This window comes from Acetobacter ascendens, from assembly GCF_001766235.1.
Classification (GTDB): Bacteria; Pseudomonadota; Alphaproteobacteria; order Acetobacterales; family Acetobacteraceae; genus Acetobacter; species Acetobacter ascendens.
Window position 1 is genome coordinate 1,982,423 of sequence record NZ_CP015164.1, and the last position, 24,781, is coordinate 2,007,203.

31 protein-coding genes, 1 tRNA gene and 3 pseudogenes are annotated in these 24,781 nt (G+C 54.0%); 15 read left to right on the forward strand and 20 right to left on the reverse strand.

From position 1 onward, the window contains the following. Positions 1 to 61 precede the first annotated feature (61 nt). A complete protein-coding gene (locus A4S02_RS16155) occupies positions 62 to 337 on the forward strand; it encodes a hypothetical protein (RefSeq protein ID WP_070324424.1) in 276 nt (91 codons plus the stop codon). Beyond that, positions 334 to 2,025: a Hint domain-containing protein gene (locus A4S02_RS09495; protein ID WP_228142351.1), complete on the forward strand. Its 1,692-nt coding sequence runs from the start codon at positions 334 to 336 to the stop codon at positions 2,023 to 2,025. The genes A4S02_RS16155 and A4S02_RS09495 overlap by 4 nt, the downstream gene beginning before the upstream one ends. 41 nt (positions 2,026 to 2,066) lie before the next feature. Here the strand turns inward: A4S02_RS09495 and A4S02_RS09500 are convergent, their stop codons facing one another. Both A4S02_RS09500 and A4S02_RS16365 read right to left on the reverse strand, forming a co-directional pair. Continuing rightward, complete coding sequence (locus A4S02_RS09500) at positions 2,067 to 2,285, reverse strand: hypothetical protein (RefSeq protein WP_019089924.1); 219 nt, start codon at positions 2,283 to 2,285, stop codon at positions 2,067 to 2,069. Between the two features lie 121 nt (positions 2,286 to 2,406). Then, a pseudogene (locus A4S02_RS16365) lies at positions 2,407 to 2,520 on the reverse strand (LysE family translocator); the annotation flags it as partial. A gap of 1 nt (position 2,521) precedes the next feature. Between A4S02_RS16365 and A4S02_RS09505 the strand changes: the two are divergent. Further along, positions 2,522 to 3,016, forward strand: a pseudogene (locus A4S02_RS09505) (Hint domain-containing protein); the annotation flags it as partial. Between the two features lie 244 nt (positions 3,017 to 3,260). After that, positions 3,261 to 3,650, forward strand: coding sequence for a hypothetical protein (locus A4S02_RS09510; protein ID WP_070323616.1), 390 nt, complete (start codon positions 3,261 to 3,263; stop codon positions 3,648 to 3,650). Positions 3,651 to 3,662: 12 nt separating this feature from the next. Here the strand turns inward: A4S02_RS09510 and A4S02_RS09515 are convergent, their stop codons facing one another. Beyond that, the gene (locus A4S02_RS09515; protein ID WP_070323617.1) at positions 3,663 to 4,100 is read right to left on the reverse strand and encodes a lysozyme inhibitor LprI family protein; all 438 of its coding nucleotides are present in this window, start codon (positions 4,098 to 4,100) and stop codon (positions 3,663 to 3,665) included. A gap of 202 nt (positions 4,101 to 4,302) precedes the next feature. On the opposite strand from A4S02_RS09515, the gene A4S02_RS09520 reads away from it, so the two are divergent. The 3 genes from A4S02_RS09520 (at position 4,303) to A4S02_RS09530 (ending at position 6,497) form a co-directional block, all read left to right on the forward strand. Then, on the forward strand, positions 4,303 to 4,620 hold the full coding sequence (locus A4S02_RS09520; RefSeq protein ID WP_070323618.1) for a hypothetical protein: 318 nt from the start codon (positions 4,303 to 4,305) through the stop codon (positions 4,618 to 4,620). Positions 4,621 to 4,711: 91 nt separating this feature from the next. Beyond that, complete coding sequence (locus tag A4S02_RS09525) at positions 4,712 to 5,962, forward strand: FAD-dependent oxidoreductase (RefSeq protein ID WP_070323619.1); 1,251 nt, start codon at positions 4,712 to 4,714, stop codon at positions 5,960 to 5,962. 4 nt (positions 5,963 to 5,966) lie between these two features. Further along, positions 5,967 to 6,497, forward strand: a complete 531-nt coding sequence (locus A4S02_RS09530) for a c-type cytochrome (RefSeq protein ID WP_070323620.1) — start codon at positions 5,967 to 5,969, stop codon at positions 6,495 to 6,497. An 82-nt stretch (positions 6,498 to 6,579) separates the two neighbouring features. Here the strand turns inward: A4S02_RS09530 and A4S02_RS09535 are convergent, their stop codons facing one another. After that, positions 6,580 to 8,796: a TonB-dependent siderophore receptor gene (locus A4S02_RS09535; RefSeq protein ID WP_070323621.1), complete on the reverse strand. Its 2,217-nt coding sequence runs from the start codon at positions 8,794 to 8,796 to the stop codon at positions 6,580 to 6,582. A gap of 350 nt (positions 8,797 to 9,146) precedes the next feature. Between A4S02_RS09535 and A4S02_RS15185 the strand changes: the two are divergent. Further along, positions 9,147 to 9,902, forward strand: a pseudogene (locus A4S02_RS15185) (IS5 family transposase). A 186-nt stretch (positions 9,903 to 10,088) separates the two neighbouring features. On the opposite strand, the gene A4S02_RS09550 reads toward A4S02_RS15185, so the two are convergent. From A4S02_RS09550 to A4S02_RS09565, 5 genes are all read right to left on the reverse strand, one after another. Next, positions 10,089 to 10,778, reverse strand: a complete 690-nt coding sequence (locus A4S02_RS09550; protein WP_070323622.1) for an invasion associated locus B family protein — start codon at positions 10,776 to 10,778, stop codon at positions 10,089 to 10,091. Positions 10,779 to 10,841: 63 nt separating this feature from the next. Continuing rightward, a complete protein-coding gene (locus tag A4S02_RS09555) occupies positions 10,842 to 11,219 on the reverse strand; it encodes a hypothetical protein (RefSeq protein ID WP_006117042.1) in 378 nt (125 codons plus the stop codon). A 49-nt stretch (positions 11,220 to 11,268) separates the two neighbouring features. Next, positions 11,269 to 11,640 carry a GIY-YIG nuclease family protein gene (locus A4S02_RS16165; RefSeq protein WP_228142354.1) on the reverse strand — a complete coding sequence of 124 codons (372 nt, stop codon included), beginning with the start codon at positions 11,638 to 11,640 and terminating at the stop codon, positions 11,269 to 11,271. 45 nt (positions 11,641 to 11,685) lie between these two features. After that, positions 11,686 to 11,934 carry a hypothetical protein gene (locus A4S02_RS16170; RefSeq protein ID WP_228142355.1) on the reverse strand — a complete coding sequence of 83 codons (249 nt, stop codon included), beginning with the start codon at positions 11,932 to 11,934 and terminating at the stop codon, positions 11,686 to 11,688. After that, positions 11,906 to 13,069, reverse strand: a complete 1,164-nt coding sequence (locus A4S02_RS09565; protein ID WP_228142356.1) for a Hint domain-containing protein — start codon at positions 13,067 to 13,069, stop codon at positions 11,906 to 11,908. Before A4S02_RS09565 ends, A4S02_RS16170 begins: the two co-directional genes overlap by 29 nt. 390 nt (positions 13,070 to 13,459) lie before the next feature. Between A4S02_RS09565 and A4S02_RS09570 the strand changes: the two genes are divergently transcribed. Then, positions 13,460 to 14,284, forward strand: a complete 825-nt coding sequence (locus A4S02_RS09570; RefSeq protein ID WP_019089936.1) for an META domain-containing protein — start codon at positions 13,460 to 13,462, stop codon at positions 14,282 to 14,284. Positions 14,285 to 14,501: 217 nt separating this feature from the next. Then, positions 14,502 to 15,002 carry a CHRD domain-containing protein gene (locus A4S02_RS09580; protein WP_070324238.1) on the forward strand — a complete coding sequence of 167 codons (501 nt, stop codon included), beginning with the start codon at positions 14,502 to 14,504 and terminating at the stop codon, positions 15,000 to 15,002. A 112-nt stretch (positions 15,003 to 15,114) separates the two neighbouring features. On the opposite strand, the gene A4S02_RS09585 is transcribed toward A4S02_RS09580, so the two are convergent. The 3 genes from A4S02_RS09585 to A4S02_RS09595 all read right to left on the reverse strand — a co-directional run bounded on the left by A4S02_RS09585 (position 15,115) and on the right by A4S02_RS09595 (position 17,093). Further along, a complete protein-coding gene (locus A4S02_RS09585) occupies positions 15,115 to 15,549 on the reverse strand; it encodes a hypothetical protein (RefSeq protein WP_019089939.1) in 435 nt (144 codons plus the stop codon). Between the two features lie 110 nt (positions 15,550 to 15,659). After that, positions 15,660 to 16,052, reverse strand: coding sequence for a DUF805 domain-containing protein (locus A4S02_RS09590; protein WP_019089940.1), 393 nt, complete (start codon positions 16,050 to 16,052; stop codon positions 15,660 to 15,662). A 93-nt stretch (positions 16,053 to 16,145) separates the two neighbouring features. Continuing rightward, complete coding sequence (locus A4S02_RS09595; protein ID WP_070323624.1) at positions 16,146 to 17,093, reverse strand: hypothetical protein; 948 nt, start codon at positions 17,091 to 17,093, stop codon at positions 16,146 to 16,148. Between the two features lie 243 nt (positions 17,094 to 17,336). Between A4S02_RS09595 and A4S02_RS09600 the strand changes: the two genes are divergently transcribed. Beyond that, the gene (locus A4S02_RS09600) at positions 17,337 to 18,023 is read left to right on the forward strand and encodes a YoaK family protein (protein WP_019089943.1); all 687 of its coding nucleotides are present in this window, start codon (positions 17,337 to 17,339) and stop codon (positions 18,021 to 18,023) included. A gap of 31 nt (positions 18,024 to 18,054) precedes the next feature. Next, on the forward strand, positions 18,055 to 18,858 hold the full coding sequence (locus A4S02_RS09605; protein ID WP_070323625.1) for a hypothetical protein: 804 nt from the start codon (positions 18,055 to 18,057) through the stop codon (positions 18,856 to 18,858). 65 nt (positions 18,859 to 18,923) lie between these two features. Here the strand turns inward: A4S02_RS09605 and A4S02_RS09610 are convergent, their stop codons facing one another. Then, entirely contained in the window at positions 18,924 to 19,112 is a 189-nt protein-coding gene (locus A4S02_RS09610) for a hypothetical protein (protein WP_019089945.1), read from the reverse strand. 167 nt (positions 19,113 to 19,279) lie between these two features. On the opposite strand from A4S02_RS09610, the gene A4S02_RS09615 reads away from it, so the two are divergent. Continuing rightward, entirely contained in the window at positions 19,280 to 19,552 is a 273-nt protein-coding gene (locus A4S02_RS09615) for a hypothetical protein (protein ID WP_019089946.1), read from the forward strand. Positions 19,553 to 19,654: 102 nt separating this feature from the next. Here the strand turns inward: A4S02_RS09615 and A4S02_RS09620 are convergent, their stop codons facing one another. Further along, positions 19,655 to 20,101, reverse strand: a complete 447-nt coding sequence (locus A4S02_RS09620) for a hypothetical protein (RefSeq protein WP_208858877.1) — start codon at positions 20,099 to 20,101, stop codon at positions 19,655 to 19,657. A gap of 5 nt (positions 20,102 to 20,106) precedes the next feature. Then, complete coding sequence (locus A4S02_RS09625; protein WP_157885539.1) at positions 20,107 to 20,403, reverse strand: YggT family protein; 297 nt, start codon at positions 20,401 to 20,403, stop codon at positions 20,107 to 20,109. A gap of 135 nt (positions 20,404 to 20,538) precedes the next feature. Here A4S02_RS09625 and A4S02_RS09630 point away from each other — a divergent pair. Both A4S02_RS09630 and A4S02_RS09635 read left to right on the forward strand, forming a co-directional pair. Next, positions 20,539 to 20,614: transfer RNA gene (locus tag A4S02_RS09630), tRNA-Ala, on the forward strand. Positions 20,615 to 20,937: 323 nt separating this feature from the next. After that, positions 20,938 to 22,056 carry a DNA-methyltransferase gene (locus A4S02_RS09635; RefSeq protein ID WP_070323628.1) on the forward strand — a complete coding sequence of 373 codons (1,119 nt, stop codon included), beginning with the start codon at positions 20,938 to 20,940 and terminating at the stop codon, positions 22,054 to 22,056. Between the two features lies 1 nt (position 22,057). Here A4S02_RS09635 and A4S02_RS09640 read toward each other — a convergent pair whose 3' ends face one another. The 5 genes from A4S02_RS09640 to A4S02_RS09660 all read right to left on the reverse strand — a co-directional run bounded on the left by A4S02_RS09640 (position 22,058) and on the right by A4S02_RS09660 (position 24,734). Beyond that, on the reverse strand, positions 22,058 to 22,639 hold the full coding sequence (locus tag A4S02_RS09640; RefSeq protein ID WP_070323629.1) for a hypothetical protein: 582 nt from the start codon (positions 22,637 to 22,639) through the stop codon (positions 22,058 to 22,060). A 172-nt stretch (positions 22,640 to 22,811) separates the two neighbouring features. Continuing rightward, positions 22,812 to 23,861 (reverse strand): tyrosine-type recombinase/integrase, encoded by a 1,050-nt coding sequence (locus tag A4S02_RS09645; protein ID WP_070323630.1) that lies wholly within the window; start codon positions 23,859 to 23,861, stop codon positions 22,812 to 22,814. Next, on the reverse strand, positions 23,861 to 24,118 hold the full coding sequence (locus A4S02_RS09650; protein ID WP_070323631.1) for a helix-turn-helix transcriptional regulator: 258 nt from the start codon (positions 24,116 to 24,118) through the stop codon (positions 23,861 to 23,863). The genes A4S02_RS09645 and A4S02_RS09650 overlap by 1 nt, the downstream gene beginning before the upstream one ends. Beyond that, a complete protein-coding gene (locus A4S02_RS09655) occupies positions 24,115 to 24,462 on the reverse strand; it encodes a hypothetical protein (RefSeq protein WP_070323632.1) in 348 nt (115 codons plus the stop codon). The genes A4S02_RS09650 and A4S02_RS09655 overlap by 4 nt, the downstream gene beginning before the upstream one ends. Then, positions 24,438 to 24,734, reverse strand: a complete 297-nt coding sequence (locus tag A4S02_RS09660; RefSeq protein WP_070323633.1) for a hypothetical protein — start codon at positions 24,732 to 24,734, stop codon at positions 24,438 to 24,440. The genes A4S02_RS09655 and A4S02_RS09660 overlap by 25 nt, the downstream gene beginning before the upstream one ends. Between the last annotated feature and the right edge of the window lie 47 nt (positions 24,735 to 24,781).

The window sequence follows — 24,781 nt, forward strand, 5'->3', positions numbered from 1 at the left end:
ACCAAGTACTGGTGTGTTTGTTTGATTGCTTTACTGTGTTTATGCAGGACGATACAGAATTATGACAACACCCGACTGGACCTCCGGTTCATCATACACGTGGGTTGGCCCCGCCACAGGTGGGGTGTGGACAGATGCCAGCAATTGGGAATACGACGGCCAGCCCGCAACGCATGTGCCAGATGCCCAAACAGGTGGCACCATTACCATTCCGGCAGATGTTACCACTTTGGGGCCGGGCAACTCCGTTGTATTAGATGTGCAAGGCACGCTTAATATTGCCAGCGGCAGCAGCAATCTGGCCTTTCAAACGCTTACGGCGGAAACGTTAACGTGAGCCGCACGCTGCAACTGAGCAGCGGCTTGCAGATAAACAGCGGCGGCACTGCCACGTTTGAAGGTGTGACGCAGGATTGGACCAACCCAACCCTTAACTTTTCCTCGCAGCCGGGTGGCACCCTTAATATTGATAACTCCAATATCGTTATGGGGAATATTAACGGCAGCGGTGGTCAGGGTGCGCTCAATATTACGGGTGGGTCTGTTGTCAGCACAGCGGGCAATTCTACCAACATGTCTGGCCTCATTACTGTCACTGGTTCTACTTTTACAGAGAATACCTCCCTTACCGGCACGCTTACGCTGAATGATGGCGCAACCGCCACGCTGGGCACAAACTCGTGGCCATCAGATGGCTCCACCGTTGTGTTTGGTTCTGGCAACAACACGCTTGTGCTGCCCAACCAGCAGTATGCCGCCAACAAGGTGACCATAGAAAACCTGAAAAACGGTGACAGGCTGGGCGTGGAAAGCACGGAAGTAACCACCGCCACGCTTTCTGCCAACAACGTAAAGTTGGACACCACATCGGGCACGCCTATTCAGGCCAAGGCTGTTACGTATGATAGCTCCTTCACCACCGCGCCAACGGGAAGTGACACCCAAACCACCACCATTGATAACGCTCAGGGCGTGATCTGCTTTTTGGCAGGCAGCATGATTGCCACGCCCAAGGGTGTGGTGGCGGTGGAAGACATCCGCCGGGGTGATGAGGTGTTAACGTTTGTAAACGGCGTAACCCATGTGCGCCCGGTGGTGTGGGCTGGCATGGCGCAGGCCACGGTAAACCCCGCCCTGCCCGATGATATGGCAGGCTACCCCGTGCGCATTCTGGCCGATGCCATTGCGCCGGGTGTGCCGTATCAGGATCTGCTGGTTACGGCGGAACATGGCATTTTTGCCAATGGCTATTTGGTGCCTGCGCGTATGTTGGTAAATGGCAGCAGCATCTTTTTTGATCGCGCCGTAACAGAATACGCCTATTACCATGTAGAAACAGCCGAACACAGCATTATCATGGCCAACGGGATGCTGACGGAAAGCTACTTGGATACAGGCAACCGCCGCAATTTTGTATCTGATGGCAATGTTGTGACCATTGGGGCCAAGGCCAAAAACTGGGCAGAACACGCCGCCGTGCCGCTGGGCACCGCCCGCCATGTGGTAGAACCCATGTGGCGTGTGCTGGCCGCGCGTGCGCCAGAAGTTGCAGGCCATATGGCAGCTTCTGCCAAGCCAGACATGACCCACAACCACGGGCTGCACCTTGTTACGGCAGCGGGCACGGTTATCCGGCCTTTGCGGGCTATGGGGCGCAATATCTCCTTTATGCTGCCGGCTGGGATGGAAAGCGTGCGCCTTGTTTCCCGCGCTGCGCGCCCGTGTGATGTAGAAGGCCCGTTTGTTGATAAACGCCGCGTGCTGGGTGTGCTGGCAGGCCGCGTAACGGTGCTTTCTGCTGGCACCGCCACAGAGATAACGGCGCATCTGGCAGAAGCAGATGGTGCAAATGGCTGGCAGGATATGCCCCAACCCACAACACGGTGGACAGATGGCAACGCCCTTCTGCCACTGGGCACCACCACGGCACGCGGCCCCGCGCTGCTAACGGTGGAAGTGCTACAGGCTGGTCCTTATCTGGCCACACCGGCAGAATTTACGCTGCCAGTAGCCGCCAACGGCTAACGCCTCCTTTGCCCCCGCATGTTGCCCAACGTGCGGGGGTTTTAGTTTCCGCCGCCGGGCCTGTTCTTCCATTCTATGGATTGATCGGCGATGTAATAGGTAATAGCGGAAATAAACAGCCATAGCGGCCCCGCCACGCTGTTTTCCAGCACCAACGCCACGCCCACGCTAAATGCGGCAATAGAAAGCGCAAGAATAACGCAGCAGCACAGCACGGCCAGAGGCCAGCTTTTGGGCCATCCCTTTTTAGGCTGAGACATGTGGCGGCGGTATCCTCATCTTGCCCGCGCAACGAGGGCTGTGGTGCTGTGTTATTGCGTATCGTAATCAACTGGGCGGCTTGGCACAATATACGCAGCGAATGGCAGCCCTACCGTGGCCCTATGCGCGCCCACGCAACAGCACGGCCCCAAAGCCCACAAACACACTGCCTGTTATGCGGTTAAACACCCGGCGGATGGATGGGCGCTGCAACTGCTGGGCCAGTGTGTAACCTGTATTCCGCCAGATTGAAGCCCGCACACCGCAGGGCGCATGCGTTGCACCGCACACCACACATGCCCCAGAACTGCGTTTGGTAACAGAAAATGGCGCCACCATCTGGCCCGCAAACTGCAAAAACGGCACGTATAACTTCATCCTACCCACCAATACGCAGGCGGTGCGCATTGTCTCCCGCGTCAGCCGCCCGGCAGATGCAATTGGCCCGTTTGTGGATGATAGGCGCACCCTTGGCGTGGCTGTGGGGGATATCACCCTGCTGTCTGCCGCAACGCAGCAGGCTGTAACGGCCCATTTGCAAGCCCAAAAGCCCGAAGGCTGGTTTGCAGGAGAACAGGCAGACCTTGCCTGGACAAACGGCAACGCCGCGCTGCCCCTGCCCACACAGCATACGCAGGGGGCTATTTGCATGCTGTCTGTTAAAATCCGCGCGGCCGGGCCTTACCTGCTGACAGACACCATGCAGAACACCGCAGCCAAAACGGCCTGATCTACCAAAATTACTGATATATTCCGGCGTTTTAAAGCGTTATTTGGGCCAGTGCAAAAATGTACTGGCCCTTTACGCTGGCTTTATTGCATTTAAATTTTTCCCATATCTTATCCTGCTATTTTATCTGAAAATATTTACAAACCGTGCAGAGCTTTACCAACAACATGGCCATGCTCTTGCCTTAATTGGCATATGATATGCAAAAGTGAGTGCAACACGCTTTAGCAAAAGGCATTGGGCTATGTTTCAGCGCATGAAGTCTCTCCTAACATTCCACAACACGCCATCGGAAGAATGGCGAAAAATGCCCCTGCATCTGCGCCGCTTTCTGTATGCCACTTTTGTGATGGAAGGCTTATTGTGCGCTTATCTGCTCAAAAGCGTGGCATCTCCCCTATTCCACCTCACCCTGTTGCTGCCGGGGGCATTTGTGCAGCATCAGGTTTCCTTCGCCCAGTTTTCACTGATTGTTTCAATGTATCTAACTGTTGCCGCTATTGGGGCTATGGCAATAGGTACTTTTCTTTTGCGCAAAAATTATGAAAAAAGCATGATGCGGTATGCCGTTATTCAGGAAGTTCGGCAGAGCCACGCACGCATTCGCGCCCGCAGAAACAGAAACAGGCGCTAAAGCGCAGCCGCCTTACCACCACTTGTTTGTAAAAACCGGCTTGGGCAATGTGGGGGGCGTGCTATCGGGGTATGTCAGCCACGTCTGCCAGATATCCATAGTGCGGTTACGGGTCAGGCGCAGCATACATGTTTGCGCCATGCTGGAGCGGATTGTACCATCTGACCACGCCTCATAGACTGCGTTGCATTCTGCATCCTTATACTGCTTCCAATGCTGCTGCGCTGTATGAAAATCCGCCAAAGCGTGTTCTGGATTTGCCGATTCACGCATACGCCCCTCCGCCGCCGCAATGTAGTGCTCCATCTCCTTTTGCGCCTGTGCCACACCATCGGCCAGACAGGCCGAAATTTCCGGCGTTGTCTCACCCGGACACTTGGCCGCAGCACGTGCCTGCACACTGCACAGCAGGCTAGCCACCCCCAGCAGGAAAACATTTTGTATCTTCATAGCGCGCGCATCCTTGGGCCTGTTTATGTGTTGCAACCTGCTATTTCTGCCCAAAGGTAGGATGCCAAATTTGTTGCGCCCATGCCGCAACTTTTTTGGGGGTTACGCAGCACAACGGTTACGGTTGGGTGGGGTACATCTTTCCCGTCCCCATAGTCCTGCCTAACCGTGCAAGAAACCCCACCTTGCACGAAAGCCGATTATGCCCACACCGCCAGCGCCTTCCGCCCCGCGCAAGCAACCTTTGCCCAACACGCAGGATTGGCCGCCCTTGCCCGGCACACGTGCCTATATGGCCCGCCAGCTTGCGCAGGATACCGCCACCGTGCACCAGATTGTGACAGTTTTGCAAAACTGCGCCGGGCAGATTACCCCGCTTGTGGCGCAGCTTTACTTCACCACCGGCCCGCTAACGGTGCTGGATTGCGCCGCCACCATGCACGCGCTGGCGGATGACATTGCACATGATGACCCCCAAACACTGGCCGAACTGGCGGCAGAGCGCAGCCGCACCGGCTGATATGTGGGTTTTGGAAACACCCCCGCCCTGCTATGTTGCCCCCTCGCCACCGCTGCGCAACAAAACAGAAACCGTATAGAGGAAGCCCCTTTTGAAACGCAGAAACCTTTTTGCCGCTTCTCTGGCTGCCGGTGCATTGGCCGCCGGGCGCAAAAGCTGGGCCAGCGTGCCAGAGGCCGCACAGGCCATGGGCCGCACCGCGCCGCCCGGCACCGTACCCGCCCTAACGCCCGCCCGCGTGCATGCAGACCAGATAATAGACATTAAGGTGTGCCTGCGCCCCTTCCGCCCCACTGGCCCGCGGCTGGAAATAGAGCCGGTGGCAGATAAAATTGTGGTGCACAATTATGGGCACGGCGGCAGCGGGTGGTCTCTTTCCTGGGGGTCTGCCGCTATGGCGGTAGAACGCGCCGCCCCGCTGATGGAAAAACGCGTGGCCGTTATTGGCTGCGGCATTATTGGCCTAACAACCGCCATAACCGCCCAGCGCGCGGGCATGAACGTAACCATTTATGCGCGGGATATGCTGCCGCATACGCGCTCTGTTCGGGCCAATGGCAGTTGGACACCGGATTCACGCATTGCGCTGATAACCGCCGCCACGCCAGATTTTGCCGCCAGATGGGAGCGCATGGCGCGGTATTCTTGGCAAACCTACCGGGAATATCTGGGCCTGCCCGGCAACCCGGTGGATTTTAGAGACAATTACATTCTCTCTGACACTCCGCCGGATGAGGCCGACCATACCGAGCCTGCGCCCGACATTAGCAAAGGCTCCTATGCCTCTACCGGCGTGCCGCAAAGCGAGGCCGAATTTGCCAAATATGGTGACAGGATAAAGGATATTATTCCCGCAGCCGAGCTTCTGGCCGGGGCGGATAATCCCTTCCCTGTGGCGTATGCACGGCGCAAGCCCATTATGATTTACAACTTTGGCGCGTTCGGCCACGCCCTGTTGTCTGACTTCTATCAGGCAGGCGGACGTATTGAGATACGGGAGTTCCATAGCCTCTCCGAGGTGGCAGACCTGCCCGAACGTGTGGTGTTTAACTGCACCGGCTATGCGGCGCGGGATCTATGGGGCGATAAATCTCTTATTCCCGTGCGCGGGCAAACGGCGTGGCTGCCGCCGCAACCCGCTGCCAATTATGGCGTGCGCTATAAGGGTGCGGCCATGCTTTCTAAATCCGATGGGCTGATGGTGCAGGGCGTCAACCTTTCCGGCCTGGGGGAACTGGAAGGCGTGGGCAACAGTATGGAACAACCCAACCGTGCGGAGGCCGAACAGGCTGTGGCCGTGTTTGAAGATCTGTTCTCCCGCTTTCGGCCACGCAGAGGATAACGGCATGGCACAGCACCCTATTTTTGCAAAACATGCCCAAAAGGCCAAAGGGTTTTGCACCGCCCTGTTGGCTGCAACCGGGCTTGTGGCCACAGTACATGTTGCACTGGCTGCCCCACGCCATGCCCCTGCGGCCCCGCCTGCCCCTGCCGCCCCAAGTTTTACGGCAGAACAGGCAGACCACGGGGCACAAATTTACGCAGGTACCTGCGCCATGTGCCACGGCGCTGGGCTGGAAGGTGCGCATGATATGCCGCCATTGCGCGGGCTGTTTGTGGCGCGCTGGGCCAATACATCGCTCAACAAGTTGTATGCTTACATTACCCACGCCATGCCGCTGATGGCACCGGGCACCCTGCCCCCGCAGGACAACATAGATGTGATTGCGTTTTTGCTGCGAGAAAACGGCACAGAGCCGGGGCACACACCCCTGCCGGCGGATGAAAACCGCCTGGCGCAAATGGTGTTTCCTGTCCCCAATGCGCTGCCACCTGTAAAAGCGGCGCAACCGGGCAAGGCCCCACGCACACGGTAACAAAAAACCCCGCCCACTGGTTACGGTGGGCGGGGTTTTTAAATGTATCTGGCACTTTAGCCTGTTTTACAAAACAGATGGCTTACCACTTAAAGCCAATGCTGCCTTGGGCATTGCGGCGCTCTCCATAATAGCACCATTCCTGCCCGTAAGAGGCATAGGCCATGCAGTTGCCGATATACTTTTTATCAAACAGGTTGCGCACGCTGGCCGCTACGCTCCACCCCCGCAGGGAGGGAGAAAGGTTAGACAGATCATACCCAATGGAGCCATCAAACACCGTATATTGCGGCACATGCACGCTGCCGTAGGAGGCCTGCCCCCCATAGCTTGGGGCGGAATAACGCAGGCCGCCGCCAAATCCAAAACCCTTCATCACACCTTTGGGCATGGTGTAATATGCAAACAGAGAGGCATTGCCCTTGCCAGACTGCATAAGCGGCTTGCCGGTGGAATCATCCTTTACCTTCTGCACGCTTACGGCAGCGGTAATCATCAGGTTTTTATACGGCTGGGCGTGGGCTTCAAATTCAAAACCATCTGAATGCACCTTGCCACTTTGCGTATTGTAGCCCAGATTCCCCACAGCCACCAGCACGTTGGATTGTTCAATATGGAAGCCCGCGGCCGTAAGCAACACAGATGTGCCGGGGAACTGATACTTCACGCCGCCTTCAAGCTGTTTGCCCAAGGAGGGATCAGCCTGCCGGAAGCTCTGCCCGCCATTGTTAGACACAATGCCAGACTGCGGCTGGAAGGATGTGGAATAGCTGATGTAAGGCGCAAGCCCGAAATCAAAGTGATACAGGCCAGAGGCACGCCATGTAATCTGGCGCGGGCTTTCATTGCTGCTGGAATGGCTTACAGATTCTATCTGGTGGGAACGGTACCAGTCATTCCGCAAGCTGCCTGTTACAATCAGGTTTTTCCAGCGCAGTTTATCCTGCGCATACATGCCAATCTGGTGTGAATCCGTGCGGTAGTTCATGTACGGGCTGCCCATGTCTGGCATGGTCATGTGGTAATTGGGGTGCAGCACGTTCAGAGAGGGGGCAGAAGCATAATAGCCCGCTTCTGTGGCGCTCTGCTGCATGTAATCAAACCCGAACATCATATCATGCGTGACAGGGCCGGTGCGCACATGGCCTTTAAACTGGCTATCAAACGCCAGATTATGCGTGTGCTCGTTGGTGCCAAAGGCAGAACGGCTGAGCATTGTGGGGTCTGAATCGTAATAACCGTTATCATACACGCTGCGGTATATGGTTTTTACATCATCATACCGGCCGCGGGTGCTAAAGCTCCAGTCATCATTAAACTTGTGGTTCAGAATATAGGTGATACCGCCCTGCCTGCGGTTGAACTTTTCAAAAGGCACGTCACCATCATAAAAGTTGCGCGGCAGGTAACCGTATGAGGCACGTTTGAGGGAGCCTACAAGCGGCACGCCGCCATAGGTGCCGTTTTCGGGGTCGTACTGATAATTGCCCAGCAGGGTAAGCGTGGTGGGGCCTTTGGCGCCAAAGGTAAAAGCGGGGCTTATGGAAAAACGGCGGCTGCCCGTGCGTGCAAGCTGGCTGTGCTGGCCATTAACCGTGCCATACAGCCGATACTGTACGGAACCATCCTTGGTGGCGTAACCGCCTACATCTGCATCCACTCGGTACAGATCAAAACTGCCGCCTGTGGTGGTAATATCTCCGTAAAACTGTTTGTCTATCGGCAGTTTGCTGGAAAGGGCTACAAGCCCGCCGGGGCTGGATTGCCCATACAGGGCAGAGGCCGGGCCTTTGAGCACTTCCACCCTATCTAGGCGGGATGTATCTGTTTGCGGTGTGGCGTAACCGGTGGGGCTATCCTGCACCTTCAGCCCATCCAAAAAGGTGGGCACAGTAAAGCCGCGCAGCATGAACTGATCATACCGCGTGCCCACGCCACCGCCGCGCAAATCAGACGTAATGCCCGCTGCGTATCGGATGGCCTGATTAAGGCTGAGCTCGCCGCGCACATCCATTTCATCCCGCGTAATCACTGTTACAGACTGCGCTGTTTCAATCAGCGGTGTGTTGGATTTGGTGGCGGAAGACGCCATGGTGGACGCCCTGCGTGCGCGCACTTCCACCTCTTCAACATGCACGGCGGATGCTGGCCCCTTATTGGTGGCCTTACCCTGTTTTGCTGCCGTTGCCCCAACCTGTTGAGACTGCCCGGATGTGGGTGTCCGGGTTGCTGCAAGAACCTTACCGCTTATGAAAAATGTAAGGGGAAGCGCACAAAAAATAACCTTGTTGCGGTGCATACCCGTTTTTACCCCGTGGTTCTTGCTGATCTGAGGTGTGGGCAGTTACCAACATTGCGAATCATTTGCAAGACCAAATGATGGTCAGATTTCTGCGGTTTTCTGCCGTTATATAGTGGGTTTAGCGGGTCATTTCCGGGGCGCTAAATATGCGTTTTATGCCGCGCACACCAGGCGCATGCACACACGCATTAGCCCACCAAAAATAGGCCGATGTGTTATAAACTATCTTTTAAAATTCAGGGGATTTACGGCGTGTCGTCAGTTAAGCCCTGAGAGTGGCACGTGAGGGTTGTACTTTGTGTCTGCGTGTGCTGACTGTTTTCCCGTTTTTTTGGGGAGACAGACAGATGCGGCGCTATAGTTTACGCGATGACCAGTGGGAGCGGATAAAGGATCTTCTTCCTGGTCGAGAAGGCTATGTCGGCGGCACTGCGGTGAACAACCGTCTGTTCGTGGAGGCGGTGCTGTATCGCTATCGCGCGGGTATTCCATGGCGCGACCTTCCTGCCCGTTTCGGTGACTGGAAAAACGTGCACCGGCGTCTGCGCCGCTGGTGTGAAAGCGGCGTCATCGACGCGGATATTTCGTTATCTGGCCGCTGATTACGACAACGAATACATGATGATCGACAGCACAATTGTCCGAGCGCATCAGCATAGTGCCGGAGCTCTCAAAAAAGGGGCACGGATCAGGCCATCGGACGATCACGAGGCGGGCTAACTACAAAGATCCATGCCATCTGCGACGCTCTGGGCAATCCAGTGGAACTCGGCATCACACCGGGACAGGATGCCGATATCACCCAGGCAGAACCACTTCTGGAAAACATCGAACCGGATGCTTTCCTTGCTGACAAGGCGTATGACGCGGACAGGTTGATCGATCGGCTGATACAGCGCGGGATTACCCCGGTCATCCCGCCAAAACGCAACAGAACGACACGACGGAAAACCGATTTTTCTCTCTACCGCGAACGGAACCTTGTTGAGAGGTTCTTCAATAAACTCAAGCAGTTTCGCGCTATCGCAACCCGCTACGATAAACTGAAATCGACCTTCCTCGCAGCCGTGCAGTTCGCCTCAATCATCATCCTGCTTAACTGACGACACGCCGTAGCAACAAATGCCGCCCGCAACACAGTGCCAAACAGGGGCTGAAAATCTGCTGTGGCAGGGCCGCCGCATCGGCTCGGAAGGGCCTGTTCTGGCCCTTCGCTGTGCGGGAAAAATGGGGGATGGCTGCTCTCTAAAATTTGCGCATGAGAACAGATTGCAGTTGCAACTGTGGCGTTAAGGAGACACCCCGCCATCCTTACCGGCCCAGCCATCTGCCGTATCCAGCGCAGGGGCCAACCCGCCAAGCGGGAAGTTTATGGTCAGCACGCCTGCATCACGCTTAGACAGCATCAGATGGCCCACTTTGCCACGGCGCAGGGCATCCATCAGTTCCAGCGTAAAGGTGGCCAACCCCAGGCAGCCTTTATTATCGCAATATTGCCATTCCAACGGCACGGGCGGCGCGTTATCCACCCCCAGAAAGGAATGTTTGCTGAGCGAAAGGCCAAGCGGCACCCGCACGATAATTTTGTATGGTGCATCAGAAAGCCGCGCTGTGCTGTTGGGGGGCACGGCACGCGCAATTTGCATGCTGCCAATGGTGCTGACAATGTGGTGCTGAACATCGTTCACCTGAAAGTTCTGCTGCACGCCGCACAAAAACGGCCTGTTAGTGGCGCTGTTAAAATTGCACTGCCAGCCCCAGTGCTCAATAACCCCGCTTTTACGGTCTATTTGGGTAATACCTGCCTGTGCGGGGCCAACGGGGCCTTTATCATGCAGCGTATCCAGTAATGTTGTATCTGCCTCCGGCGTTTTGCTGGCAGCCTGCACGGTGCTGCACATAAGTAATGCCAGAACACCACAAGCGGCAAAAAGCCCCACCCGCGCAAAATGCACTTTTAAAAAACGCTGCTGGGCCATGCCTAAAACTCCTGTTGTTTCACTTAACGCTGCACATGCTGCATGGGGCTGCCCCCTGCGCCGCTAGGGCACGGGCAAGGCGGCATTGCACCGCACGTAGGATTCCTTATCCCTAAAAATAAACAGCACATAGTAATCCAGCGCGCGGCCGCGCCTGCGGGTGGTGTGGGTGTAAAATGGAAACACATCCTGCGGGGGGCCATATTCTGGCGGCAGAGGATCACTCTCCAACAATGTTTCCACCCTGAACAGGGGCACATAAATATGCACCGGCCCGGGGTTGCGCCGCACATGCCATAAATTGCGCCGAAACTTGCGCAGCCGGTCTGGCAGAATGAAGATCATGTTTTCTTCAATAAACCGCTCATCCGGCTGGGCGCGGCGCAGGTAGCGCGTATCCTCCGGCATATCGCAAAAAAAGTTGTAGCCCTGTATTTTCATGCTTTTCTATTCTGCATCTTCGCGCTCTGTGCGCCATTCCTGCAAGGTTTTACCCTGATACTTCCAATAGAGTGGCCCACGGCACGCCAGATTGATACAAAGAACGCATGCGGGCAGCCACATCCCGCGCAATGCCTATTTTTATTAAATCCGGCATCACCGGGTTTGTCAGCACATAAACATAACCGGCATCTGTGCCAATTTCGGCAGTTTCTTCGGGGTCATATCCGCTGGGCTGGGGCATGAGGTATCCTTTGGTAACGTCCTCTCCCCTCTCCCATACCGTGCACACGCGTGCAACCAGGGCGTGTGCACACCAGCCCTTAGGCGTTATGGGGCACGCTGCCTGTTTGATCTGTAAGGAGGGAATAGACACCCAAGGCTCAAGCGCAAGGGAAACCAAAGATTGGTGTATAGTCATACTTTATAATACCCCTGCCCCAAAATTTGGAGCAGGGGTGTTTAATCAGGCCCGCAGAGCGGTTTCTTCCGGCTCTGCATTTCGGACAAGATAAGGGCCAGATGCCAGAACCTGCAAAGCAAGAAGTGCTACGGTTCCCGGCTCTCTATTGCCCAGGGGAAGGCAAGCGTTTCCTGATGTCCAGCGCATAGAGGAAGATTCTACGCCATGCCATCCTGCCAGATCTTCTTCCTGCAAATGAGATGTGATGGTGCGCGCCGTGTTACTATCTAAAACCCGGATATTCCCGACCAAAACTCCCAGATGACGATGGCCCGATAACATCACACGGCCGGCTGGCGTGCGATCTGATATGAACCGTTTCAATCCCTTCAGGAATCATGAATAGGGCGTAATCTTTTTCCGTGCGAAGCGGATAGATAACATGCCCACGGCCCGATGCCAGATAGAGGCCATTCTCGTTGGTTAGAGTTGGGGCTTCTGCTTGAAGCGGAAAGCCCTTTTCTGCTGCGCGTGCGCTGAACTTTCGGAATAATGGCTCAACAAAAGCGGGGGAAACGTTAAGAGGCGCTGCGGCATCATCCCAAGTGAGATTGCGGCTGCGGATCATGGAAAGCACATCGCCTTCCTGCCGGAAACTATGCCGGTTTCCGGTATCAAGATAGCTCTCCGTCAAAACGCCATCTGCCGTGATGATGGCATGATCTTCGGTTTCAACGTGGTAATAATCGTAAGATGTGAAAGACTGATCGTAGAAGATGGACTGACCGTTCACGAGCATCCGTGCAGGAACGAAGCAACCTTCCAGAAAAAGGCAATGTTCGGGGGTGATAAGCATATCCTTGAAAGGCACGCCATCTGCTATGGCGTCCTTAAGGATGCGCACCGGGTATCCGGCCTGATCTGCGGAAAGAAAGGGCTTTACAACACAGGTGGATTTACCAATCCATGAGACCGTTTTCTGTTCCGTTTTACCGTTTACAAGCGCATCAACCCGGTCACCAATAGCCAGATTTTCGACCTTACACGTTAATCCATGAACAGAGATTTCCGTTCCCGCAAGAAAGCACGGATCAAAATCACGGTTCTGGAACGCAAGTGATGTGCTCGTCCCATCAGTTCCATTTATTTGCCAATGATTATTACTTCCGTATGAATCATTTACATATGTATATTTAGAGACATCAATATCTGAATCTGTTAATAAAAAATATCCACCCTTCGTATCACCCAATATTATTTGCTGTGAACCCTTCTTACCCCAAGTATAATTGTAATTATACTCCACGCCATTAATAGTAAAATGAGTACTATCAATAAAAGTTACCAATACACTATTTTGAATGTTAGATAATTTTCCTGATGAATCTATAGTCGCAAAGTTAAGTATGTTTTCTCCTGAGGAGGGAATAGTACTTGTTTTAGCCATTGTGATACTCTTAAAACCAATTGTTTGGAAAAATTTATTGTTAGATATATATTGTCTTATCTCAATGTCAAATGATTCTGCCTACAAACAAATCATCATTTAGATGATAAGAATCATTCATAGAGTGATAAGCGGACTATCAATACCTTTGCCCCAAGCGCAAATCTGCCTCTATATTTCATTTGTTCATTTTATATCATGTAAAAAGTAGAAATGGATGGCGTGCTTTCTCGCTCAAACCACGCCCCACCCCAATGTCTGGAGGAACGAGAATGGGGGGATGCGCCCCTTAACAGTTCTGGCATTATGCGGCACAGATAGGCACGCATTTTCCATCGCCCGGCGTGCCTGTGCTGCCAAGAGGCAACTGAAGTAGAAGGACACTTGGCCATGCGCCTTTCCGCCCCTTTTTCCCGCTCCGGGCTTTTTGCGCTGTGCGCTGCGGGCGCGGTGCTGGCAGGCTGTGCAGAACCCCGCACCACCACAACACCCGCTGGTAAGGAAGCCCCTGTGGCCGCCACCGGCCCCAAAGGTGTGTATGAAGCCCGCGGGAACGAACCCTTCTGGAACATGACACTGGCAGATGGCGCGCTTTCTGTTGAAACACCGGATGGCCCGCGCATGGCCCGCGTGATCCGCCATGCTTATTCTGAAAACGGCACCCGGTATTATGAGGCATCAGACGTAAAAGCCGCCCTAACCGCATCTGCCTGCACAGATAGCATGACTGGGCAGGTGTTTACAGATACTGTCACCCTTACCACCGCCACCAAAACCCTGCACGGATGCGGTGGCGCCCTTGTGCCCCCTACCAGCCTGAACAATACGCGCTGGGTGGTTACCGCCATGGATGGCCGCAGGCTGCGCGGCGGCAATTTTGTGCCCGATACAAATGACAGCGCCACGGATGAAAACCCCAACCCGGCGGCAGACATGTTTGCCCCCACGCTGGACATTAACGATACGGGCAAGATTTCTGGCTCCGATGGCTGCAACCGCTATGTGGGCGGGCTGGTGTTTGAGCCCAAGGGCAGCGTAAAGGCTATGCCAGCGGGCGGCATTAGCACGCTAATGGCCTGCCCCGGCAAACAGAACGACATTGCCAACACCTTTCGCCCGCTGCTGAACAGCGTAACCGGCTGGACAACAGATGGCACACACCTTGTGCTGCAAACCTCCGGCGGCAAAACCATGCGTTTGCGGCAGGTGTTTTAACCTTTCCGCGCGGCGGTTCTGGGGTCTGCTTGGCCCCTATCCATCACGCGAGCGTGAGAGGCAGCGGGCTTAACACACTCGCCTGCCCAGCCCCATAATGGCAGTATGTGGTGCAGATACATGCCCTTACCCACCTTTTGGCGCAGGAACCTCTGCCGCAAAGGGTCGTTATAGGCATATCGCATGAATGTTTTTATGCTTGAAAGGGCGCTTTCGTATGATTTCAGCCAGCAAAAAGGTATTTCGCAAGGTGGCTTTGGGGGTCACGCTTGCGGTTACGGTGGCTCCGGCGGCTGTAAGCGCGCTGGTTTCTACCGCCCATGCAGAACGCAGCGAACGCTTTGGCGGTGATTTTACAACCGAGCACAGCGCGACATCCCACCCAACCGGCAAAGTGGTTGCGGTATTTTTCCCTTCCACGCATGAGCTGCGCTACACCATTACGTGGGATGGGCTAAGCGGCCCGGTTACGGTGGCGCATTTTCATGGCCCGGCAGGTCCGGGGCAGGAAGCAGACCATATGATCACCCTGAAAGGCCCGTTTAAAAGCCCGTTTTCTGGCACCGCCATTTTAACGGCAGAGCAGGAAAAAGCGCTGCATGATGGCAAAATGTACCTCAACCTGCACACCGCCGCCTACCCTAAGGGAGAAGCCCGCGCGCAACTGGTATCTCCTTACAATGGTGATACAGATGAGGCAGACCCCAACCGCACCTAAGCCCTGCCCCCACCTATAAAAACGGCCCCGCCGCCTTGCCCCATATCCGGGGTGTAGGCAGCGGGGCCGCTTTGCGTTTTAAGCCCAGATGTTGGGCATAAGGTGCAGCGTATTACAGGTGCTGTGCACCTTCTGGCTGGGCTTCACCACCCTGCGGGGCAGCATTAGGCTGCTGCTGGTTGGGCTGCATGGTGCCCGGTGTGGTGGAATGTTCTACATCATACGCCGTGGCTTTTTGCTGATAGGTGCCTTTGGAACCGGGGTGCTCCTTATCATACAGCGCGGCTTTGGCGCGGGCTTCCTTACGGTATTCATGACGGCGATACATGCCCGCAGCACACCCGGCAGCCGCACCCAGCACACCATGATGGTTGGCCACATGGCCACCCACGGCACCGGCTGCGCCGTACTTCAGGCAGCCGCCCGGTTCACTAGCGTTTGCGGCGGTGCCAATGGTGGCGGCCATAATGGTTGCAAGGCCCAGGGTTACAATCTTACGCATTCTTTTATCCGTCTTTTCTATGGCCTGCCGGTTTGGGGCAGGCATCTGCCAAACTTCTATAGCAAATAGATATGGCAGCAGCTTTGTTCAACACCACCACCCTAACCTGCAAACAGTGGCGGAATGTGGGCCAAGGCAGAATATAGGGGGGCAGGCTATGCGGGCGGCCCATAGGCATTGGGGCCTTGCGTGCCTTTGGCGCATAAAAGGTAAATCCAATAACCCACGCCTATATATGGAAGAAAACACAAAACAGAAAACCAGCCGTTTCTGTCTATGTCATGATGCCTTCTTACCAAAGCAGAAACAATGGCGCATAAAAAAAAGATATATCCTACAAAAAGTGCAGCATAAAACGCATACAGACACGTTGCGGCACTTATAGAAGACCCTCCGTATTTATAAAACAGATACATCACACCTACATGCGCAAGATATGTAAGTATAAATATAAGAACAACCCATGCGCTCCATATCCGAAAATCGGAAACAGACAGGCGGCCTGTGTACTTAAAACTTTGTTTAAGTTGTTCTATCAAAACAGACATACATCCCCCATTTCGCAAAGCCCGCAACGCAAAAGCCCGCCAGCATTCCTGCCAGCGGGCCTGCTTATGTGTTGGGGCTGTGGTTGGTGCGTATTACCGTACCGCCCCCGCCTGTGATGCCGCCTGACGGGCAAATTCTGCCTGTGCTGCGGCTTCTCGCGATTCGGCTTTTTGCGCCACGTCATCCTGAATAGCCTGCTGCGAGGGCAGCGGGGTATAGGGCACCGGCTTGGGTGCTGGCGCAGGTGTGGGGGCCATAACAGCCGGCGGCGGGGCAGAAACAACCTGCGGCGCATGGGCGGAAGGTGCTGCCATATGCGGCGTGGCCGCCACAGCACGCGGGGCCACATAAGCCGGAGCAGATACAGCCGGGCGCGGTGTAGCCACATGCGCAACAGGGGCAGAAACCGCACGCGCAGGCGCTGAAACCCCGTGTGTAGCAGCCACACCTGCCGGAACAGCCGCCGCAGCGGCAACGGGTGGCACGGCACGGATAGGCGGCGGGGGTTCAGACGGCCATCTGGGTTTTTCATCCGAGGCACGCTGGTTATCTATACCCGGTGCGGCGTTGCCATTGCGGGCAGCCTTGAGCAGATCCGGCCCCATAAGGGCGGTGCGAGAGCACACGGCCTCACGCTGGTCTCGGTTCAGGGTGCGGGTATCAAACATCTGGTCTGGGCCAAGGCGCAGCATACCAATGCCGCCCCATGCGTAATCGGACGAGGCCCTTACATCTGGCAGTTCAGACAGTTCCCGCCCCAGTTTTTTAACTGTGGTGTCTGTTATCAGCTTGTTGTGGTAGCAAAAATACATCAGCCCGCCCACATTGGCCGCATTTGTGCCCAATACGGTGGGTATGCCATCGTAATCTAAAATACCGGGCGCGGCTGTGGCCAATGTCATGGGGGCTGGGCCGGGGCGCATCTTCATAATTTGCAGCCCGTAATGAGGGTTCTTCTCCGCCGCATAAGCCGCCGGGGGCGCGGCCAACAGGGCAGTGCAGGCCCCCAACGCCAGAAAAACAGGACGGAATCCCAACATCTACTTTGTTCCTTGCTTTGGTCTGGCCGCAGAATACGGAAAAAACCCACCTACCAGCAAGGCCCGCCGCGCGTGCCATGCCGCATAAACTTGCGCATAGATGCATGATATCCACACCCACGGCCACCCCCATTTCTGTGCAGATACAGGCTTACGCCCCTGTGAATGGCCCATAGCCCCCACAGCGGGCACAAAGGCTGCGGGTGGATTTTCTGTAATGTCTCTGTATGTTCAAGAGTGAATATGGCTGAACTTTCCCCTTCCTCTTCCGTGCGGGTTTCTGCGCGGCGCATTTTGGTGCTGGACCTTTTGGCCGGGTATGTAGATGCGCTGGGCTTTGTGTATTTGGGCGGGCTGTTTGCCTCTGCCATGACAGGCAACACAACACATCTGGCCGCCGCCCTTGTTGGGGGCATTTGGCCGCATGCCTTTATGTTGCTGGGTATTTTAGGCACGTTTTTTGTGGTGGCCATGCTGGCTACTCTGGCGCGGTTGCGCTGGCAGGCGGCCATTGGCATAGCCTGCGTGGGCGTGCTGCTGGGGGCCACGCAAATTGCCATGCTTACGCCGTGGCACCGCACGCTGGCCCTTGTGCTGTTGCCCGCCCTTATGGCCGTGCAGGGGGAAACGATAGCCCGCTTTTCTGGCACCGCTATCCAAACCATTGTGATCACCAGCAATCTGCTCAAATGTGCCTCTGCACTGGCAACATCATTGGCGGCGCGCTGGCCGGGCAGCACTGTTAAACCGCCTGCGCCGGGGGCGGCCTTGTTGCCGGGGCTTTCCTGGCTGGGGTTTGCGGCTGGGGCTCTGTGTGGCACCTTAGCCATGGCGTGGCATGTGCCGTTGCCCTTTATCTGGCCCCTGCCATTATTGGTTTTGCTGTATCTGGACATTGCCCGCGCCGAAGCCCATAACACGCCGCCCTAAACGCCACCCCACCCTTTTACGAACAAGAGTAATGACTGTTCTGCCCTGCCCTTCCCTGCCTTCTTCTGCCTCTGTTGCTTCCCTTTTTTATCGTGCACGCGGGCTTGCCGCGCTGGTGCTGCTGCCCACGCTGGCAGGCTGCGGATATATAGATAGCCGCACCGCCCATAAGGGCCAGTTGGCCGTAATTGGCATGACAAATGAGGATTTACAGGCCTGCGCGGGCATTCCCGATAAAACGCAGAAGATAGATGAGCACACCACGGTTTATCAGTATGTGCGCTCGGTCAACATGCCTTCCACCAACGATTCCTCGCTGTTTCCGCTCCAGACCTTTGTGAACATGACACAAACCACCTTTGGCGGTGCAGGCAAAACCTGTGTGGCCAGCCTGCGGATGGTGGATGGCCGTGTGTATGACCTGCATTACAGCGGCGATAATGACCGCATGATTGGCACAGATGGCGCGTGCTCTACCGTTGTAAAAGGCTGCATCCGTTCCCCCGTGGCCTCCACCAACCGGTTCCATGATAGGTTGATTGGGTTTGGCCCGGTTTCGGCCTTTCATGAACCCAGTATAGAGGCCCAAAGGCGTGCGCTGCATTCGGTTTATGAGCAGCCAGCACCACAGCGTATCCTCAACCCACAGCCGGATTCTGCTGGCACGCCATCTTCCGCCGCAACGCCTGCGGTGCAGGCCGCACCGGCAGCGCAGGCTGTTCCGGTTTCTCAAACGCTTACGGGCTCGCAGGCTGTGGCAGCAGCTTGGGCGGCCAAAGCGCAGGAAGCAACACCCGCTACGGGGCCAGCCCAAAACAGCAACGCCCAGCACTAAGGCCGGGCGTTTAAGAGCATACGGGCTGCGGAATTATGCCCCGCGCCCGATATGTTATGCTGGGTTCAGGCCTGGCCGCGTGCGCCTTCCTGCAACTGGGCTTCCAGCTTGCGCAGGCGTTCACCCAGCGCTTTTGCGTGCTCTGGCCGATCCTTCAGCGCAATATCGTATTCCCGCTTTACCTGTTCCATTTCACGGCTGATATCCGTGGCGGATGGCAGATGATGGGTATGGTTTTCTGTTTTTTCAGACATAAAAATTTCTTCCTTGGTTGCGTAAAGCCTGCCTTAAACATTGGGGCCGCCCCCGCTGCCGACAACCCGCACAAAAGCAGACCAGCATTACCCGCCATAACGCCATGCCCAGATAGCGGTTGACCACGCGGGGCAAAAGAGTAAGGGTGACGCTGTTTTGATTTGGCATGATTCCGGTGGAATCTGCGGGGCTTGAGATGCATGGATATGGCACCAGCCCGGCAACCTGTTTACCGCCGGAGCACTATAAAGGGGTTTTTGGGATGGGCATGTTTCTGTGCATTGCACTGTTGGGCCTGGATCTGATGTTGTATTTCCTGGGCATGAACGTTGCAGCTATGGGTTCTGCTGTTATCGCGTTTCTTGTTCCGGTTATCGTGATGTGCAGCTACAGCCTGATCCACATTGAAAAAGACCCGAACCCTTCTTCCGGTCACTAATACAGGCTGGCGGGTTTTTACCTGCCATACTGCACAAAAGCCGCCGCAGCCTTATTGGCCCCGGCGGTTTTTTTTGTGCCTGCATGTGTAGGGTGCGCGGCCTTACTGCGCGGTGCGGGCCAGTTGCGCATGAGTAAAGGCACAGGCCCCGTTATGATAGGGCGCGCAATTTTGCTCCTCACTCCCTACCACGCCATGCGCCCCCATGCGGAAGGTAATGCGGCATGATTGGCCGTTATATTCCGGATCTGTTGTAATCACCCATGTGTTGCCGTGGTGAGCGGCTGCGCCCTCGGCTGAGCCTGCGCAGGTATCCCCCACAACAGCAACCTCGGCAAAGGTTTCATCCCCCGTTTGCACCAGTTTAAGGGTGCCTTGGCCGCCTGCCATGCTGCCGGTGTAAATTTGGGCGGGGGTGGATGGCGGCGTATCCTGCGCCCATGCCGGTGTGGCGGCTATGGTGGCGCAAAACAGGCCCACTGTGCGAAAAAGATGCGGCATGGCGGTTGCTCCGTTTCTAACAAACCGGGCTAACGCCAGCCGCCGCACGTTATTTAATGAGACATAAGCGCACGAAACAGGCTGACCAGCCCCGGCTGTAGCACATACTGGATAACCAGCAGCACCACCATTGGGCTAAAGTCCATGCCGCCCGGCATTGGCAGCATACGCCGCACGGGGGCCAGCACGGGTTCTGTTATCCGTTCCAGAAACACGCCTATTTTCCAGACAATCTGGTTGCGGCTATCCAGAATGCTAAAGGCATACAGGTTTACAAAAATACAGGCTGCCAGAAGCACCCAGCTATACAGTTCCAGAAGCCGCATCAGCAGCATGAAAACGAAAAACACGAACGCCAAATCCTGCCTTGCTAAAAAACCGGGCACACCCTTATGGCATGCCCGCATATCTGCCATTGGGCGCCTACAATACAGCTTGACAGCGAATTGGTAAGCCCTATACACCCAAAAATCTATGGAACAGGCGGGGCTGTAGCTCAGATGGGAGAGCGCCTCGTTCGCAATGAGGAGGTCAGGGGTTCGATTCCCCTCAGCTCCACCACCCTCCTGTTCAACCCCTTGTTTTTATTGGGTTTTTGGTGAAAAGTGTAAAATTTACAATACCATTTTACAGTTGGTGATGGTTTTCATGGGTTTTAAAGTCAGGCTTTTCCAGCCTCACAAAGCATTCTCAGATCTCAAGACATCAATATCTTCTACCTATTTTTGATACATATCTCCCATTGATGCCTAATGCTTTCAATATAGAGCAAACGTCACAGCAAAGTTGTTCTATAAAATTTCATACCTCCAATGTACCAAATTGGCTTGTACGATCCTTTAGAAATTGGTACCTCTCCTTAGATATCAGTGGAGAGACCAAAAATGAGCGGTGCCGTTTCTTACCCCAACCACCATAAACCTGCGCACATTCGGCCCATCAAACCTCATGGCATACATGAGATAAAAGAACACAAAATTCACCATGGTGACTGCCTAGCTACGCTTGATAAAATCCAGTCAAAATCTGTAGATGTAATAATTACATCTCCACCTTATAATATAAATTTATCTTATAATTCATACAATGATAACAAAACGGAATTAGAATATTTAGAATGGATGGAGCATTTATTTAAACGACTCAAACGAGTTTTAAAAGATGATGGATCTTTTTTCCTGAATATTTCAGGATCAAGCCGCCAACCATGGCTGCCATTTCTGATTACGACTCGTCTCAAAGAATACTTTGAACTACAAAATCATATTGTATGGGTCAAATCCATTGCAGTCGATCGCGAAACAAGTGGTCACTTCAAACCGATCTCTGGTGCTCGCTTCACACACCACAATCACGAACATATCTTTCACCTCACAAAAAAAGGTGACGTAAAGCTTGATCGCCTATCAATAGGCGTTCCATTTGCTGACAAGAGCAATATCAACCGCTTTGGTCATAAAGCAGACATACGTTGTCGTGGTAATACTTGGTTCATTCCTTATAGAACGGTAAATAGCAAAGCAAAAAAATTCTCGCACCCAGGAACCTTCCCTATAGAATTACCATTGTGGTGTATTTTTTTACATGGGAAGAAAAATCCCACCGTATTGGATCCTTTTCTTGGAGCAGGAAGCACTTTAGTCGCTGCCGATTTTTCAGGAGGCAAAGGTATTGGAATTGAGATAGACGATACCTATGTAAAGACAGCAGTGCAACGGCTAAAGGATTCCATTATGACATCCAAAAAAGTTACTTTAAACAAAGAAGAAATGGATCTCCTTTTACTTCAAGATCCTGAAACAAGGAAAGATGGGGGCTTCCAAAGCTTACTAGTAAGCTTACAAGAGCGCCTCAACAAGACAACTGGCGACCTTACTCTGGAAGATTCTGACTTAGAACGCATTCCTAAATATGCTTTTAATTACAACCAAGGCGGCTGGGAAGAGCGGCTAAAAGATATTTTCGGCCGTGTCCTGGGAGCAGATCTCGGTAAAACGAGTTAGTCTAATTCTTTCGAAATATAGTAATTCCTCGGAAGCGATGATTGGTACTTTTCCACATACCAATCGTCGCTTCGACCGTGAATTGATCTTTCCTGTACATTGGCAAAACTTGGTCTAACCAAACAATATGTGTTCCAGAACGCAGACGCTGCAAGGCTCGCATAACTTTGTTACGTTTGACCATAGTTGTGCCGTAATGCTCACAATCTTCCACAGAATACGGTGGATCTGCCAGTACAAGATCGTATTTTTCTAATGGAACCGTTTCAAGTGTTTGTGCATCATCAAGGAAAGTTGGATTAACGTCTGGGTTAATGTCTACAGTATCTCCAGGAAAAGCTTCCAGATCTACTTTGCCACTAAAAACGTGCAAGGTTGAAACTTTATCTGGAAATAACGCCTTGATCCTCCGCAGGTAAGTAGGGGGATACCCACCATAGTAAGAAGACTTTACGCGATAATTATTACCCATGATCCAAGTGCCGACCACACGCTCATCTTCTCCCATAAAAATATTTTCAGGAAAGCCTGTTTCTCGGATATAATTTTGGATACGATCCTGCCACGTAAGAGCGGACTTCATTTATTTCACCACACCTTCTTATTGATGCGGATCTCTTACAAGGTGTATTTTATTTCTCCAAATTTTACCCTTTTTCCTATTATTTTTGAATTTGCTAATTCTCAATTAACCGTTTGAAATAAAACAATATAAAGTGATTTTCCTCTCTCCACGAAAATTAATTAATAGTAAATCATTCATTACCCGATGAAAGTAACTTCTCCGGCCCAACAAGCCGCAGCATAGCCTCCTCAGCCACCACACGCTGTCTCACGCCTTTGGTGTATCGTTCCACCTCTGCCAGTGATTGATGGCCGGTGATGGATGCAATCTGGTGAGGTGTGCAGCCTGCTTCTGCCATGCGGCGTGCAGCTGCTTTGCGCAAACCATGCGGGCCTAGTTTTGCCTGCACGCCTGCCTTGATGGCGCATTCCTTAAACCAGTTATAAAATGCGTTCCCACTGGCGAATGGCTTGCCGGTCTGTGTCACCAGAAAAGCCTGCTCACCACATGGGCCGGCTTCAATAGCCGCCAGTAGCTGTGGGTGCATGGGAATAAACAGATGCGCTTCGGTTTTCTCCTGCACCACCTCTATGCTGCCGTTATGAATGTTCTTTGGCCCCATGCAGATCACGTCACTACGGCGCTGCCCTGTATAAAGTAGCAATGCGAGTGCCAAACGGGCACGTGTTCCTAACGGCCATCGGGCTTCAAAAGCCTCTATGTCGGCCTCTGACCATGTGGGGAACGGCTTCTTCTTGTATTTCAGCTTCTTGATATCCCGCACGGGATTATCCGTCCGCCATCCATGATCAAATGCAAACTGGAACATCTGCCGCAGGACGTTGCGCAAGGCATTGGCTTGCGCTGGTGTGCGGCTCATGCTTTCCAGTATCGCACGGATATGTCGGGGCTCGGCTGTTTTCACCATCTTGTTGCCGTGGATCTCGACAAAGCTGTCGATCAGGCGCCTGTAAGATTTCTGCGATGGTGCTTTCAGCTCCTTAAACTGGTTGGATTTACGCCAGGCAACGGCCAGCGCTTTCATGCTGCCCGGTAATGTACCAGAAGCACCCACCTCTTCCCGCTCTTCGCGCAAGGCTTCGGCATACGCACGCATGAACTCATCCGAACCTAACCGGCCCGGCAGTTCCTTGCGTGGGTATCCCTCTCTGCGGAAGTAGTAATAGGTTTTGCGCTTGCTGCGGATTACCTGGACGAAATCAAGCTTTAGTCTGGCCATCAGTCCCAATCGCTTGTTGGGAAATAGCCTTGACGCCTATCTTCTATCCACGCATCCAAATCATCCCGCACCCAACCTTTTATGGTTCCAGTAATGGGTATGGGCTTCGGCATTTTGCCGCTTGCCACGGCCTGATCCAGCATTGCTGGTGAAATATCCAGATACTGTGCTGCCTTTTCACGCCTCATGATGCGCGGCCAATCTGGCAGCATTGGTTTGGCTTTTGTGCGTACAGGCGCCTGTGCTGTCTGGCTCATGCCGCCCTCTCCTTTCGCGCTGCAATCAGCTCCACATCGTCTGCCCAGCCGATTATGCCGCGCTGTCCGTCTATTTCATCCTGTTCGCATTCAGGAAACCGGATGAGAAAGTTCCTGTCCTCTGTGGCTGTTATTTCAAACAGGCCATCATCCACCTTGCGCATTTCTAAAAACCATTCAGGCAAGCAGGGTGTTGTGCTTTTGCCCGATACAATCCAGCGGCCAGCCTTGCGCTCCTTGCTGCAATCAGGGAATTCAATCTGATTGCCTGTGCGCTGGTCTGTTACCGTGCCTTGGTATCTGCCTGCCTGATTGCGCGTTAGTGCCGCCTGGTATCGGGGCATTCCATGCACTCCGCCAGTGATCCATACTGCGGTTCGTCCGGCATGGCATCTGCAATCGGCACAATCCAAGCTGGTGGAAAGTTCAGTATCTGGCCATCAGCAAAAACTACCGTGTGTTTGACGGGTGTTTTTCCAAACATCAGCGTGCGTGTTTCGCGGCCAATGGTTGGGTATGCGTGCCGGCCTTTGCCGGATGGGTCTTTCACCACAACATCACGGGCTACGGGAACAATGCGCATGCCAGGGAACGTGGCGGATTGTGTGTAGGTCATGGGGTATGATCCTTCTGTAAGAGCCCTTTTGGAAATTCGCTATGATA

Bases quoted from the DNA above. Each gene is read 5' to 3' on its own strand.
- A4S02_RS16155 (WP_070324424.1), top strand. From the start codon at position 62: ATGACAACACCCGACTGGACCTCCGGTTCATCATACACGTGGGTTGGC.
- A4S02_RS09500 (WP_019089924.1), bottom strand. From the start codon at position 2,285: ATGTCTCAGCCTAAAAAGGGATGGCCCAAAAGCTGGCCTCTGGCCGTG.
- A4S02_RS09510 (WP_070323616.1), top strand. From the start codon at position 3,261: ATGTTTCAGCGCATGAAGTCTCTCCTAACATTCCACAACACGCCATCG.
- A4S02_RS09515 (WP_070323617.1), bottom strand. From the start codon at position 4,100: ATGAAGATACAAAATGTTTTCCTGCTGGGGGTGGCTAGCCTGCTGTGC.
- A4S02_RS09520 (WP_070323618.1), top strand. From the start codon at position 4,303: ATGCCCACACCGCCAGCGCCTTCCGCCCCGCGCAAGCAACCTTTGCCC.
- A4S02_RS09530 (WP_070323620.1), top strand. From the start codon at position 5,967: ATGGCACAGCACCCTATTTTTGCAAAACATGCCCAAAAGGCCAAAGGG.
- A4S02_RS09535 (WP_070323621.1), bottom strand. From the start codon at position 8,796: ATGCACCGCAACAAGGTTATTTTTTGTGCGCTTCCCCTTACATTTTTC.
- A4S02_RS09550 (WP_070323622.1), bottom strand. From the start codon at position 10,778: ATGGCCCAGCAGCGTTTTTTAAAAGTGCATTTTGCGCGGGTGGGGCTT.
- A4S02_RS09555 (WP_006117042.1), bottom strand. From the start codon at position 11,219: ATGAAAATACAGGGCTACAACTTTTTTTGCGATATGCCGGAGGATACG.
- A4S02_RS16165 (WP_228142354.1), bottom strand. From the start codon at position 11,640: ATGACTATACACCAATCTTTGGTTTCCCTTGCGCTTGAGCCTTGGGTG.
- A4S02_RS09565 (WP_228142356.1), bottom strand. From the start codon at position 13,069: ATGGCTAAAACAAGTACTATTCCCTCCTCAGGAGAAAACATACTTAAC.
- A4S02_RS09570 (WP_019089936.1), top strand. From the start codon at position 13,460: ATGCGCCTTTCCGCCCCTTTTTCCCGCTCCGGGCTTTTTGCGCTGTGC.
- A4S02_RS09580 (WP_070324238.1), top strand. From the start codon at position 14,502: ATGATTTCAGCCAGCAAAAAGGTATTTCGCAAGGTGGCTTTGGGGGTC.
- A4S02_RS09585 (WP_019089939.1), bottom strand. From the start codon at position 15,549: ATGCCTGCCCCAAACCGGCAGGCCATAGAAAAGACGGATAAAAGAATG.
- A4S02_RS09590 (WP_019089940.1), bottom strand. From the start codon at position 16,052: ATGTCTGTTTTGATAGAACAACTTAAACAAAGTTTTAAGTACACAGGC.
- A4S02_RS09595 (WP_070323624.1), bottom strand. From the start codon at position 17,093: ATGTTGGGATTCCGTCCTGTTTTTCTGGCGTTGGGGGCCTGCACTGCC.
- A4S02_RS09600 (WP_019089943.1), top strand. From the start codon at position 17,337: ATGGCTGAACTTTCCCCTTCCTCTTCCGTGCGGGTTTCTGCGCGGCGC.
- A4S02_RS09605 (WP_070323625.1), top strand. From the start codon at position 18,055: ATGACTGTTCTGCCCTGCCCTTCCCTGCCTTCTTCTGCCTCTGTTGCT.
- A4S02_RS09610 (WP_019089945.1), bottom strand. From the start codon at position 19,112: ATGTCTGAAAAAACAGAAAACCATACCCATCATCTGCCATCCGCCACG.
- A4S02_RS09615 (WP_019089946.1), top strand. From the start codon at position 19,280: ATGATTCCGGTGGAATCTGCGGGGCTTGAGATGCATGGATATGGCACC.
- A4S02_RS09635 (WP_070323628.1), top strand. From the start codon at position 20,938: ATGAGCGGTGCCGTTTCTTACCCCAACCACCATAAACCTGCGCACATT.
- A4S02_RS09640 (WP_070323629.1), bottom strand. From the start codon at position 22,639: ATGAAGTCCGCTCTTACGTGGCAGGATCGTATCCAAAATTATATCCGA.
- A4S02_RS09645 (WP_070323630.1), bottom strand. From the start codon at position 23,861: ATGGCCAGACTAAAGCTTGATTTCGTCCAGGTAATCCGCAGCAAGCGC.
- A4S02_RS09650 (WP_070323631.1), bottom strand. From the start codon at position 24,118: ATGAGCCAGACAGCACAGGCGCCTGTACGCACAAAAGCCAAACCAATG.
- A4S02_RS09655 (WP_070323632.1), bottom strand. From the start codon at position 24,462: ATGCCCCGATACCAGGCGGCACTAACGCGCAATCAGGCAGGCAGATAC.
- A4S02_RS09660 (WP_070323633.1), bottom strand. From the start codon at position 24,734: ATGACCTACACACAATCCGCCACGTTCCCTGGCATGCGCATTGTTCCC.